This is a genomic window from Algibacter sp., from assembly GCF_039977455.1.
Classification (GTDB): Bacteria; Bacteroidota; Bacteroidia; order Flavobacteriales; family Flavobacteriaceae; genus Algibacter_B.
Genome location: NZ_JBDWDG010000031.1, coordinates 182710 through 196123, shown reverse-complemented (window position 1 = coordinate 196123; position 13414 = coordinate 182710). Strand labels below are relative to the sequence as shown.

Here is a 13414-nt window from a genome sequence, read left to right as displayed (position 1 = left end):
ATGCTGTACTACCTATTCGAATATTTAGAAAAACAGTTTCAGCTTCCAGGGGCTTCACTTTTTGGGTTTTTAACCTTTAGAGCTGCTTTGGCTATGATTTTTTCGCTGTTAATTTCTACTATTTATGGTAAAAGAATTATTCGCTTTTTGCAAAAAAAGCAAATGGGTGAAACGATTAGAGACTTAGGATTAGAAGGTCAAAAAGAAAAGGCAGGAACACCTACAATGGGAGGTGTAATAATTATTCTATCGACTTTAATTCCGGTGTTTTTGTTAGCAAAACTGGGGAATATCTATATCGTTCTTTTAATAGTAACCACGCTTTGGATGGGGGTTATTGGCTTTATAGATGATTATTTAAAGAAATTTAAAAACGATAAAGAAGGCTTAAAAGGACGGTTTAAAGTATTAGGTCAAGTAGGGTTAGGGATTATTGTTGGGGCAACTTTGTTTTTTCATCAAGATGTTACCATGAAAGAGAAGCTGCCCGTAGAAGAGCAACGTGTTCTATTAGCTGAAAATCCAGATATAGAAGCATCAAAATTATTTAAGCAAGAAGTAAAGTCAACAAAAACAACAATACCTTTTGTTAAAGGTAATGAGTTTGATTATGCAAAAGTAATCACGTGGATTAGTCCGAGTCTTGAAAAGTATGCCTGGGTTATATTCATTTTGGTGACCATTTTTATAATAACAGCGGTGTCAAACGGAGCAAATCTAACCGATGGAATTGATGGGCTAGCTGCTGGAACATCGGCGATTATCGTGCTTACCTTGGGCATTTTTGCTTGGGTGTCTGGTAATATTATTTTCTCAGAATATCTCAATATTATGTACATCCCAAGGGTTGAGGAAATTACCATTTATATAGCGGCCTTTGTGGGAGCGCTTATAGGTTTTTTATGGTATAATACATATCCGGCTCAAGTATTTATGGGAGATACAGGAAGTTTGACCATAGGCGGAATTATTGCAGTTATAGCAATTGCGGTACGTAAAGAATGGTTAATACCTGTGTTATGCGGCATATTTTTAGCGGAAAACTTATCCGTAGTTATGCAGGTAAGTTGGTTTAAGTATACTAAAAAGAAATATGGTGAAGGACGACGCATATTTAAAATGTCGCCTTTGCATCATCATTATCAAAAATCGGGTTATCATGAAAGTAAGATTGTTACCAGGTTCTGGATTGTAGGCGTATTGCTGGCTATCCTTTCAATTGTAACATTGAAAATACGATAACAAATTAGTGATTCCCGCGATGGTGGGAATATTATGAATTGAAAACGGAATGACAAAACAGCGATTAGTCGTATTAGGAGGTGGAGAAAGTGGTGTAGGAACAGCGCTTTTAGGTAAGGCAGAAGGTTATGATGTGTTTGTTTCAGACAAAGGGAAAATAAAAGAAAAGTACAAACAAGTTCTTATACATAATGAGATTGAATGGGAAGATGAATGGCATACTGAATTTAGAATTCTAAATGCCGATATCATCATGAAAAGCCCGGGAATTCCTGATAATGTTGAATTGATAAAACAAATTCGAAAAAAAGGTATTCCAGTAGTTTCCGAAATTGAATTTGCTTCAAAATTTACTGAAGCTACAATTGTTGGAATTACAGGTAGTAATGGAAAAACAACAACAGCAACGTTAACACATCACATATTAAAAAAAGAGTTAAATGTGGGGCTAGCAGGTAATATTGGCGACAGTTTTGCTAAACAGGTTTTGGAAGAAGATTTTAAAAACTATGTTTTAGAAATAAGCAGTTTTCAGTTAGATGATATTATCGATTTTAAACCAAATATAGCTGTGTTGCTTAATATTACGCCAGATCATTTAGATAGGTATGATTATAAATTTGAAAATTATATCAAATCTAAATTCAGAATTGCAATGAATCAAACTAAAGATGATTATTTGATTTATGATGCTGATGATGAAGTGATTGTAGAGTATTTAAAAAATCATCCAGTTCAATCTACATTATTGCCATTTTCATTAGTTAAACCTATAAAGAACGGCGCGTATTTGGACAAAGAAAATATTAGATTAACAATAAATAATAACGAGATACTTATGCCAACAGCTAAAATAAAATTAGAAGGAAACCACAATACTAAAAATGCAATGGCGGCCTCTACTGTAGCACATTTGCTTAAAATAAGAAAGCAAACTATAAGGGAGAGTTTAGAGAACTTTCAAGCTGTTGAGCATCGTTTAGAGGAGGTGCTTAAAATATATAAAGTGCAATACATAAACGATTCTAAGGCAACTAACGTAAATGCAACATACTATGCTTTGGAAAGTATGAGTGCCCCAACGGTTTGGATTGTTGGTGGTGTCGATAAGGGCAATAATTACGAGGAGTTATTTCCGTTTATAAACGAAAAGGTAAAGGCTATAATCTGTTTGGGAGTCGATAACCAAAAGTTGATAAGCACCTTCGGGAATATGGTCGATGTTATTGTTGAAACTCAATACATGAAAGAGGCTGTGAAAATGGCCTATAAATTAGCTGAGTCTGGTGATAGTGTTTTATTGTCGCCAGCATGTGCAAGTTTTGATTTGTTTGAAAGCTATGAAGATCGTGGTCGTCAATTTAAAGATGCAGTAAGAAACTTATAATAATAATAATAATAATAATAATAATATTTAGTGCAAACATTATTTAACAACATAAAAGGAGATCGTTTAATTTGGGCAATAGTGGCGCTATTGGCTATTTTATCGTTTTTACCTGTGTACAGTGCTGCTAGTAATTTAGCGTATAAAGGTGCGGGTGGAAATACATTTACTTTTTTTATTAAACATTTTGTGCACTTAGTTTTAGGTTTCGCTATTATTTATGGTGTTCATAAAATCCCGTATAGGTACTTTAAAGGCTTGTCTTTAATAATGATTCCTATTGTATTGGTTTTACTTGCTATTACCATGATGCAAGGTACAACAATAGCTGGGGCAAACGCAAGTAGGTGGATACGCATACCGTTTGTTGGTATGTCTTTTCAAACATCCACTTTAGCAGCTGTGGTGTTAATGGTTTATGTAGCGCGATATATGTCAAAAATCAAGGAAGAAACAGTAACTTTTAAGGCGTCTATTTTGCCACTATGGACACCAGTTTTTTTAGTGCTAATATTAATTTTACCTGCAAACTTCTCAACCGCTGCAATAATGTTTTTAATGGTTGTTATGTTGGTGTTTCTTGGAGGGTATCCATTGCGTTATTTAGCGGTTATTATAGGGTCGGGTATGCTTGTGTTAACTCTGTTTATATTAATAGCTAAAGCGTTTCCTGATGCTATGCCTAATAGGGTAGATACATGGATGGGGCGAATAGAAAGCTTTTCAAACCCTGAAGATACCGAAGCCGATTACCAAATAGAAAAGGCAAAAATAGCCATTGCAACAGGTCAAATTTGGGGTGTTGGTCCGGGCAAAAGCATGCAGAAGAATTTTTTACCGCAATCATCATCCGATTTTATTTTTGCTATAATTATTGAAGAGTATGGTTTAATCGGAGGTTTTGTAATTATGGTGTTGTATCTCTGGTTGTTGTTTCGGGTTGTTATAGTGGCTCAAAAATCGGATACCATATTTGGAAAATTATTGGTGTTAGGAGTTGGCTTGCCTATAGTTTTTCAGGCTTTAATAAATATGGCAGTGGCAGTAGAGTTATTTCCGGTTACCGGGCAAACATTACCTTTAATTAGTAGTGGTGGTACGTCTATTTGGATGACCTGTTTGGCTATAGGAATTATATTAAGTGTTAGCGCTAAACGAGAAGAAATAAAAGAACAAGAAATTAATGAAGAAAACCCATTAGAAATTTTAAGCGAGGCAATTTAAATGAGTAAATATAAAATCATATTATCTGGAGGCGGAACAGGAGGGCATATCTATCCTGCAATCGCTATTGCAAACGAGTTAAAATCTCGTTTCCCAGATGCCGAATTTTTATTTGTAGGTGCTAAAGATAGGATGGAGATGGAGAAAGTACCTCAATTTGGATATGATATAAAAGGATTGTGGATTTCTGGTATTCAGCGAAAGCTAACATTAAAAAATTTAAGCTTCCCATTTAAAGTTATTAGTAGTCTTTTGGAGGCTCGTAAAATAATACAATCCTTTAAACCTAATGTAGCCATTGGTACAGGTGGTTTTGCAAGTGGTCCATTATTGCAAATGGCGGCTTCTAGTAATATTCCAACTTTAATTCAAGAGCAAAATTCTTATCCTGGAATTACGAATAAATTGTTGTCTAAAAAAGCGCAGAAAATATGTGTAGCTTATGATGGCTTAGAGCGTTTCTTTCCGAAGGAGAAGATAATTAAAACAGGTAATCCAGTGCGTCAAGGTTTGTTGAACGTAGAGACTAAAGTTGATGAGGCAAAACGGTTTTTTAATTTGGAGTTAAAAAAGCTTACCCTACTTATAATTGGAGGTAGTTTAGGTTCTAAAAGGATTAATGAATTAATTGAAAATAAATTAGATTTTTTCGATACTCATAATATTCAAATTATCTGGCAATGTGGAAAATTGTATTATAAACAATATAAAATTTGCGACAATATAAAAGGGATTCAAGTGCATGAGTTTTTGAATAATATGGATTTGGCTTATGCTGCTGCAGATATAGTAATTTCTAGAGCAGGAGCAGGTTCGGTATCCGAATTATGCATCGTTGGGAAGCCTGTAATTTTTATTCCTTCCCCAAATGTGGCAGAAGATCATCAAACTAAAAATGCAATGGCTATTGTGAATGAAGATGCTGCCATTTTGATTAAAGAAGAAGATTTAGATGCTGATTTCGAAAATAAATTTTCACAACTTTTAAATTCGCCAGAAAGACAAAAAACATTATCAGGTAACATTAAAAAATTAGCGTTAATAAACGCAACTAAAGATATAGCGGACGAGGTAGAAAAACTTCTGAAATAAAATAAATGAATTTGAAAACTATACATAACATCTATTTTGTAGGCATTGGCGGGATTGGCATGAGTGCTTTGGCACGTTATTTTCAGGCAAATAATAAGAATGTTGCGGGTTATGATAAAACACAAACCGATATTACGAATAGTTTGGTCGATTTAGGTGTGGAAATTCATTTTTCAGATTCTGTAGAAAATATTAAGCCTGAATTTAAAGATTCAGATCATACTGTAGTGGTTTATACGCCTGCTATTCCTAAAGATAATGCCGAGTTAAACTATTTTAAATCGCATGGTTTTAGGGTGTTAAAACGTTCTCAGGTTTTAGGGTTGATAACAGAGGATTCCTTTTGTTTAGCAGTTGCTGGAACCCATGGTAAAACAACAACAACAAGTATTTTAGGACATTTAATGTATGAATGTAATGCGCCTCTAACTGCTTTTTTAGGTGGAATTAGCGAAAATTACAACTCAAATTTAATCTTAAACGGTTCAGATGTTACTGTAGTAGAGGCTGATGAGTTCGATCGGTCGTTTTTAACCTTATCGCCAGATTTTGCTTGTATAACCTCTATGGATGCCGATCATTTAGATGTTTATGGCGACGCTTCAGAGATGCAAAAAACTTTCGAAGATTTTATAAAAAAAATAAAAACAAACGGTAAATTATTTGTGAAAAATGGATTGCCATTAAATGGTGTTACCTATGGAATTGAAGATGATTCAGATTATTCAGTCCAAAATATAAAAATAAAAAATGGTACTTATGTTTTTGACGTTAAAACGCCAAAGATGGTGCTTGAAAATTTACAATTTAACCTACCCGGTAGACACAATTTGTCGAATGCATTAATAGCCTTGGCGATGGCTGTGGAATATGGTTGCCCACACCAACAGCTCGCCAATGCTTTAGCATCTTATAAAGGGGTTAAGCGCAGGTTTACTTATCATATAAAAACAGATGATTTGGTGTATGTTGATGATTATGCGCATCATCCCGAAGAAATAAATGCCGTACATCAGGCTGTAAGGGAAATGCATCCGGATAAGAAGGTGTTGGCTGTTTTTCAGCCGCATTTGTTTAGTAGAACACAGGATTTTGCCGATGATTTTGCTAAAAGTTTAGCGCAGTTTGATGAACTTATGTTACTCGATATTTATCCAGCACGAGAACAGCCAATTAGGGGCATTACATCAAAATGGTTACTCGGTAAAATAAGTAATAAAAACAAACAATTAGTTAGTAAAACTAACTTGTTGGCCAAAATACACGAAAGTAAGGCTCAGGTTATTTTAACTATTGGAGCAGGAGATATAGGAGAACAAGTTAAACATATTAAAAAAGAATTTAGTATTGCGAGTTAATTGGAATTACATAAAAATGGTTGTTTTGCTAGGCATAGTGGTCTTTTTGTTTGCTTTTGCTTCATCTCGAAATACGAACAGATATGTATCGGCTCCTAATGTGAAATTTGTTGGCGAAAACAACCTTTTTGTAACAAGTGAGGCTGTTAGTAAATTGTTAATACAAAATTATGGAGGCCTTAAAAACGTGCCTAAAGAAGCTTTAGTTTTGAATGAATTAGAAAACACCCTCAAATCTAACCCGTTAATAAAATCTGCGGAAGTGTATGTTGCTGTAAATGGTACGCTTAACGCTGAAATAGAACAAAAAACACCTATAGCAAGAGTAAGTGCGAATGCGTCTTATTACATTGATGATGAGGGCATGTATATGCCGTTGTCAAAAAATTATTCGGCAAGAGTACCCTTAGTTACCGGTAGAATTGAAAAAAATAATTTAACAAACGTCTTTAAAATAGCACGTAAAATTAAAAGTGATGATTTCTTAAAAAAACATGTTTTTGAGATAAATCAGGATAATAATAAACAGCTGTATTTAAGACTAAGAAAATGTGATTTTTTAGTAAAACTAGGAGATGTTAATTTTTTAGATAAAAAAATTAATAACCTAAAGGCCTTTTATAAAAAAAATCAAAAGGATAATACACTTGGCAATTATAGCAAAGTGAATTTAGAGTTTGAAAACCAAGTAATTTGTACCAAAATTTAAGCTATGGAACATAATTTAGCAGTAGGATTAGACATAGGAACCACAAAAATTGTGGCAATGATTGGGCGTAAGAATGAATACGGCAAAGTCGAGATTTTAGGTATTGGTAAATCTAAAAGCTTGGGTGTACACCGAGGTGTTGTAAATAACATTACGCAAACCATTCAGTCTATTCAACAAGCTGTTCAAGAGGCCGAAGCAGCGGCAGATATGAAAATTGATGAGGTTACTGTTGGTATAGCGGGTCAGCACATTCGTAGTTTACAACATAGCGATTACATTACACGGTCTAATTCTGAAACCGTTATTGATGTTGATGATATCGATAGGTTGATCAATCAAGTACATAAATTAGTGATGCTACCTGGAGAAGAAATTATCCATGTATTGCCACAAGAGTATAAAATTGACGGACAAGCCGAAATTAAAGAACCAATAGGAATGTATGGGGGGCGTTTAGAAGCGAATTTCCATGTCGTTGTAGGTCAAGTTTCTTCAATTAGAAATATTGGGCGTTGTGTGCAAAGCTCGGGACTAGGTCTAGAAGGTATTACTTTAGAACCTTTAGCATCTGCCAATGCAGTTTTAAGTCAAGAAGAAAAAGAAGCTGGTGTTGCTTTAATTGATATTGGAGGAGGAACTACCGATTTAGCTATTTTTAGAGATGGTATTATTCGTCATACCGCAGTAATTCCCTTTGGAGGAAATGTGATTACTGAAGATATTAAAGAGGGATGTTCAATTATTGAAAAGCAAGCTGAATTATTAAAAATAAAATTTGGTTCTGCTTGGCCAGGTGAAAATAAGGATAACGAAATTGTTTCTATTCCTGGTTTAAGAGGAAGGGAGCCTAAAGAGATTACTTTAAAAAATCTGTCTAAAATTATACATGCTAGGGTTGTTGAAATCGTAGAGCAGGTATATGTTGAAATTAAAAACTACGGGCACGAAGAGCAAAAGAAAAAGCTAATTGCAGGTATTGTTTTAACTGGTGGTGGAGCACAATTAAAACATTTAAAACAACTAGTTGAATATATTACAGGCATGGATACCAGAATAGGGTATCCAAACGAGCATTTGGCTGGCGATAGTGATGATGATATTACGAGTCCGCTTTTTGCAACAGCCGTAGGATTGGTGTTAGATGGGTTAAAACGTCAAGAGCGTAAAAAAATAGAACAACAAGAAGAAGTCGTTGTTGATGAAGTTGAAATACCAGAAGAAAAGATAGATGAAGAAGTTATAGAAAAACCTGTTAAGGAAAGGCGCTCCTTTCTTGACAAATTAACCGAACGTGTTAAAGATTTTTTAGATAATGCAGAGTAGTAAGTTTAAAAATAGAACAACATGTCCAATAGACACATTAATAAAAAGTGATAATTGGCGTAGAGAGCAACCATTGAATTAAAAATATTAAGTACAAAATCCCCAGAAAAACAGAATTTTATGAGCAGCAAAAAAGAATTCGAAACAAGTATCTCATTTGATTTACCCAAAAATCAATCAAATGTTATTAAAGTCATTGGCGTAGGCGGTGGTGGTAGTAATGCCATTAATCACATGTTCCAACAAGGTATTAAAGGCGTTGATTTTTATATCTGTAATACAGATGCACAAGCCTTACAAAACAGTGGAGTTCCCAATAAAATCCAATTAGGACTAGATTTAACCGAAGGGTTAGGGGCAGGAGCAAACCCAGATATAGGTGAGCAATCTGCAGTTGAAAGTTTTGACGATATTTCTCAAATGCTTGATTCCAATACAAAAATGGTGTTTATTACTGCCGGAATGGGAGGTGGTACTGGAACAGGTGCAGCACCTATAATTGCTAAAATGGCTAAAGATTTAGACATTTTAACTGTAGGTATTGTAACCATGCCTTTTCAATTTGAAGGAAGAATGCGCATCGAACAATCTCAAAAGGGTATTGAGAAGTTAAGAAATGTAGTTGATTCTTTAATTGTAATTAATAATAACAAACTACGTGAAGTTTACGGTAATCTTGGTTTTAAAGCAGGATTCTCTAAGGCTGACGAGGTGTTATCTACCGCTGCTCGTGGTATAGCCGAAGTTATTACACATCACTACACACAAAATATAGATTTACGTGATGCTAAAACAGTATTAAGTAATAGTGGTACTGCTATTATGGGGTCTGCCTTAGCTTCAGGCCAAAATCGTGCACAAGATGCTATTAGAAAGGCACTTGATTCACCATTATTAAACGATAATAAAATTACTGGTGCTAAAAACGTATTGTTGTTAATTGTTTCCGGTGCTCAAGAAATAACTATCGATGAAATAGGAGAAATTAATGATCATATTCAAACCGAAGCAGGTCATGGCGCAAACATCATTATGGGTGTTGGTGAGGATGAATCGTTAGAAGAGTCTATTGCTGTAACAATTATTGCTACAGGTTTTGATATCGAGCAACAAGATGAAATTTCTAATACAGAAACTAAAAAGGTTGTACATTCTTTAAGTGAAGAGCAAGATCTAGATGCTCAAGATAAAGAACCTGTAATAATCGAGCCTACTATAGTTTTAGAAGAAAAGAAAGAAGCGCCAGTTGTTCGTCATACTTTAGATTTAGAACCAGAAGAAGATGTGGTTTTTGTAAAAAAATCAGAAGTTAAGAAAGTTGAAAATGAAATAGATTTAATACCAACTTCAGATCTTATTAAGAATATTAATGTGGTTTACGATGAGGTAAGTGCAAATATTTCTAATTTGAATGAAGATGATAGTTTTATCATTAAGCCAGTTACAAGAATGGCGGCTGATCCTGAAAGCGTTGCAGATGTTGAACTGATCTCAGACTATATTGAGGAAGAGAAACAAATTACATTAACCTTCGATATGCCAATATCGTCAACTAGTGATGAAACTAAAAAGGATAAAAAAGAAGAAATAAAAGAAGCGAAAAAAGAAAAGGTTCAGGATGAAACTATTATTTCTCATGATTTAAATGAAGAAGTAAAAAGTATTCATGTTAACGATTACGTGGAGTTAGTTAATGTTAATGAAACTAATGAAGATGGTGATATTCGTTATACTTTAGATGATTATGCCGAATTAGATGGTGCCAAAACGAAGTCTAAACAAACTTCGAAAGACGTTTTAGAAGACGTTGAAGAGGAAATTGTTTTTGAAAAGAAAGTGGTTGTTGAACCTACTGTAAATGAAGACGAAAATGATGATGTAGATCCTATGAATAGCCCAATTTCAGATTTGCTAAAAGAACGTGCCGAAGAGCGCAGACGCAAAATGAAAGACTTCAATTATAAATTCAACAATGCCAAAATTGATGATATTGAAAAGGAGCCAGCGTATAAAAGGCAAGGTGTAGATTTAAAAGCAGCAAAACATTCATCAGAAACTAATATGTCAAGAACAAGCATTGGTTTAGATGATAATGATGATATTCAATTAAGAAGTAATAATTCATTCCTACATGATAATGTGGATTAAATTATCACCAATTTAACCTAGTGTGTTAATTAGAAGCCCGAAAAGTTCCCTCAACTTTTCGGGCTTTTTATTTAGTGTGGCTTTGTCATACCTTTTTAAGGAGGGTATCTTTTTTAATACCTCTTTTTTTTATTCATGCTTGTATCTTTTTTCTATCTTCGCATTAAGTAAATAATGAAAAATTATGGGTTTACAACAAGAAGTAATGTCGGCTTTAAAAGAAGCGATGAAATCAAAAGATCAAACAGCTTTAACAGCGTTGCGTGCCGTTAAATCGGCTATTTTATTAGCACAGACAGAAAGTGGAGCTAAAGAAGACTTAACAGAAGAGCAAGAGCTTAAAATACTTCAAAAACTAGTAAAACAACGTAAAGATAGTGCTGCTATTTATTTAGAACAAGATAGAAAGGATTTGGCATTGCCAGAAATTGATGAAGCTGAAGTTATTAGTCAGTTTTTACCAGAAGCATTAACCGATGAGGAAATTGAAAAAGTTGTTGTGGCAACTATTGAGCAAGTAGGAGCAGATGGCATGAAAGATATGGGTAAGGTTATGGGCATGGTAAGTAAAGAATTAGCTGGACAAGCTGATGGTAAAACTATTTCTAATATTGTAAAAGCAAAATTATCATAATTTGACAGGCTTCTTACTTTTTCAAAACTAACCTTGTGCATTAATTGGTTAGAATTTTAGATATGTTTGCCGTAATTTTGAGAGCCTAAAAAGTAGTTTTGATGATTTACTATGTGTATGTAATAAGAAGTGAAAAAAATAACCGGATATATAAAGGGTTAACTCAAGATTTAGAAAAAAGACTCGTACAGCATAACATGGGAGAACATAAAGAAACTAAAGGATACAGGCCTTGGGTTTTAGTATATTCGAAAGTATTTACATCTCAAATTGAGGCAAAAGATTATCATAAATATTTAAAGTCTGAAGATGGAATAGAGTTTCTAAAAACAATTATATAATTAAAATGGCTGCGTAGTTCAACTGGATACCTGCCTGCCGGCACAGGCAGGGAATATCAGATTTCGTTACATATGAAAGTGTACTATACTTATGTTTTAGAGAGTGATGTTGATGGAAGGCTGTACAAAGGTCACTCAGATGATTTAAAAAAGCGGTTAAAAGAACATAATAGTGGAAAAACTAAATCAACTAAGGGCTATATTCCTTGGAGGTTAGTATATTTCGAGAAATTTTTAACACGAGAAGAATCAGTATTAAGAGAAAAATATTTTAAAACAGGAAGTGGAAGAGACTTTATAAAAAATATATTGAAAAATAAATAAATGGCTGCGTAGTTCAACTGGATAGAATATCAGATTTCGGCTCTGAGGGTTGGGGGTTCGAATCCCTTCGCGGTCACAAAAAAAATCACTTCATTTGAAGTGATTTTTTTATACTTATAAATTAATTTAGATTATTCATCCAACAATAAATTTAATCTAACCGTAATATTATCGCGTGTAGCCTTGCTAAACGGACAAATTTCATGGGCGCTCTCAACTAAATCTTCTCCAGTTTTAATATCGACACCCGGAATGTAACAATCTAGGGTGGCCTCTAAAAAGAAGCCGTCCTCATCTTTACAGAATCCTATAGTTGCACTTACACTTAATTTATCATTGTCAATTTTAATTTTTTCGTTCTCGGCAACTGCTTGTATAGCTCCTCCAAAACAAGCGGCATAAGCTGCTCCGAAAAATTGTTCTGGGTTAGCACCATCGCCTCCAGAACCACCCATAGATTTTGGTACGGATAAATTTAAATCCAATGGACCATCTTCAGATTTTACTTTTCCTTTTCGTCCTCCTATAGCTATGGTGGTAGCTTCATATAGTGTTTTCATATCTTTATATTTTAGTTATCCATTAAATATACTATCTAGAGCATAGTAAATGAAATGATCAATCTTAAATTTCTCATAAAATTTAAAAGAAATCTAAGGTTTTTCTTAATAGCACTTTGTTGTGGAATAAGTTTTGAAGAATAAACCCCATTGATAAGCTAAATAGGCTAATTTTACAGTGGCTTAAATTTCATTTATACCCTTTGCAAAACAATCCAGATTCATATTATATAGGAACGATTATTTTATCTATTCTAATAGGACTTGTAATTATTTTAATACTTATTTTTATTAGAAAAGTAATTACCAGCATATTGGATGGGTTTGAAATGACTTATACTTTTTTTACTAAACGTCCCGCATTTGTACATTTTTATCTTTTTCGTAAAAAACTTAATGGAAATCAAATTAAAATATTAAATGAGCAGTTTACATTTTATAAGCGGTTAGATGCTAAGTGCCAAGGTTATTTTAGGCACCGTATTGCGGTTTTTATGCAAAGCAAGGTATTTGTAGGTAAAGAAGGTTTTGAGATAACAGATGAGGTAAAAGTGCTCGTGTCTGCTACAGCAATGATGCTTACTTTCGGATTTAGAGATTTTAGTATTAAGGCGGTAAAAAATGTTGTTATTTACCCAACTACATATTTTTCTGAAGTGAATAATGTTTTTCATAAAGGCGAGTTTAATGCAAACGTGAATACGTTAGTACTATCATGGGATAGTTTTGTTGAGGGGTATAAGATTGAAGACGATAAACTTAATCTAGGAATTCACGAATTTGCTCATGCTATTCATTTTAATAGTATTTATCAAGAGGATATAAATTCAGTGATTTTTATAGATACTTTTAATGAACTCAGAGCACTAATTTCTGATGATGAAATTTTAAAAAATAAATTAGTGAATTCCGATTATATAAGGGACTACGCCTTTACTAATGATTTTGAGTTGCTAGCAGTTATACTAGAAACCTTTATTGAAACACCTAAAACTTTTAGAAATCAATTTCCCATAATTTATTATAAGGTACGGCAAATGCTAAATTTTAATTATCCTAGTTACTAGTA

The 13414-nt window shown here is 33.7% G+C and carries 13 protein-coding genes and 1 tRNA gene; 13 read left to right on the top strand and 1 reads right to left on the bottom strand.

What is annotated here, in order from left to right; translation table 11 throughout:
- The 12 genes from mraY (at window position 1) to ABJM36_RS15670 (ending at window position 11861) form a co-directional block, all read left to right on the top strand.
- Complete coding sequence (gene mraY, locus ABJM36_RS15725; RefSeq protein ID WP_348452461.1) at window positions 1-1242, top strand: phospho-N-acetylmuramoyl-pentapeptide-transferase; 1242 nt, start codon at window positions 1-3, stop codon at window positions 1240-1242.
- 49 nt (window positions 1243-1291) lie between these two features.
- The gene (gene murD / locus ABJM36_RS15720) at window positions 1292-2629 is read left to right on the top strand and encodes a UDP-N-acetylmuramoyl-L-alanine--D-glutamate ligase (RefSeq protein WP_348452459.1); all 1338 of its coding nucleotides are present in this window, start codon (window positions 1292-1294) and stop codon (window positions 2627-2629) included.
- A 30-nt stretch (window positions 2630-2659) separates the two neighbouring features.
- Window positions 2660-3853, top strand: coding sequence for an FtsW/RodA/SpoVE family cell cycle protein (locus tag ABJM36_RS15715; protein WP_348452457.1), 1194 nt, complete (start codon window positions 2660-2662; stop codon window positions 3851-3853).
- Window positions 3854-4945 (top strand): undecaprenyldiphospho-muramoylpentapeptide beta-N-acetylglucosaminyltransferase, encoded by a 1092-nt coding sequence (gene murG, locus ABJM36_RS15710; RefSeq protein ID WP_348452455.1) that lies wholly within the window; start codon window positions 3854-3856, stop codon window positions 4943-4945.
- A 5-nt stretch (window positions 4946-4950) separates the two neighbouring features.
- Entirely contained in the window at window positions 4951-6303 is a 1353-nt protein-coding gene (gene murC / locus ABJM36_RS15705) for a UDP-N-acetylmuramate--L-alanine ligase (RefSeq protein WP_348452454.1), read from the top strand.
- A 16-nt stretch (window positions 6304-6319) separates the two neighbouring features.
- Window positions 6320-7012, top strand: a complete 693-nt coding sequence (locus tag ABJM36_RS15700; RefSeq protein WP_348452452.1) for a hypothetical protein — start codon at window positions 6320-6322, stop codon at window positions 7010-7012.
- Window positions 7013-7015: 3 nt separating this feature from the next.
- Entirely contained in the window at window positions 7016-8338 is a 1323-nt protein-coding gene (gene ftsA, locus ABJM36_RS15695) for a cell division protein FtsA (protein ID WP_348452450.1), read from the top strand.
- 120 nt (window positions 8339-8458) lie between these two features.
- Window positions 8459-10486 carry a cell division protein FtsZ gene (gene ftsZ / locus ABJM36_RS15690; RefSeq protein ID WP_348452449.1) on the top strand — a complete coding sequence of 676 codons (2028 nt, stop codon included), beginning with the start codon at window positions 8459-8461 and terminating at the stop codon, window positions 10484-10486.
- A 184-nt stretch (window positions 10487-10670) separates the two neighbouring features.
- Window positions 10671-11120, top strand: a complete 450-nt coding sequence (locus ABJM36_RS15685) for a GatB/YqeY domain-containing protein (RefSeq protein ID WP_348452447.1) — start codon at window positions 10671-10673, stop codon at window positions 11118-11120.
- A 101-nt stretch (window positions 11121-11221) separates the two neighbouring features.
- Complete coding sequence (locus ABJM36_RS15680; protein ID WP_348452522.1) at window positions 11222-11461, top strand: GIY-YIG nuclease family protein; 240 nt, start codon at window positions 11222-11224, stop codon at window positions 11459-11461.
- A gap of 72 nt (window positions 11462-11533) precedes the next feature.
- A complete protein-coding gene (locus ABJM36_RS15675) occupies window positions 11534-11785 on the top strand; it encodes a GIY-YIG nuclease family protein (RefSeq protein WP_348452446.1) in 252 nt (83 codons plus the stop codon).
- Window positions 11786-11787: 2 nt separating this feature from the next.
- Window positions 11788-11861: transfer RNA gene (locus ABJM36_RS15670), tRNA-Arg, on the top strand.
- Between the two features lie 55 nt (window positions 11862-11916).
- Here the strand turns inward: ABJM36_RS15670 and ABJM36_RS15665 are convergent.
- The gene (locus ABJM36_RS15665) at window positions 11917-12345 is read right to left on the bottom strand and encodes an organic hydroperoxide resistance protein (RefSeq protein ID WP_348452445.1); all 429 of its coding nucleotides are present in this window, start codon (window positions 12343-12345) and stop codon (window positions 11917-11919) included.
- 203 nt (window positions 12346-12548) lie between these two features.
- On the opposite strand from ABJM36_RS15665, the gene ABJM36_RS15660 reads away from it, so the two are divergent.
- On the top strand, window positions 12549-13412 hold the full coding sequence (locus ABJM36_RS15660) for a zinc-dependent peptidase (protein WP_348452443.1): 864 nt from the start codon (window positions 12549-12551) through the stop codon (window positions 13410-13412).
- The last annotated feature ends 2 nt before the right edge of the window (window positions 13413-13414 follow it).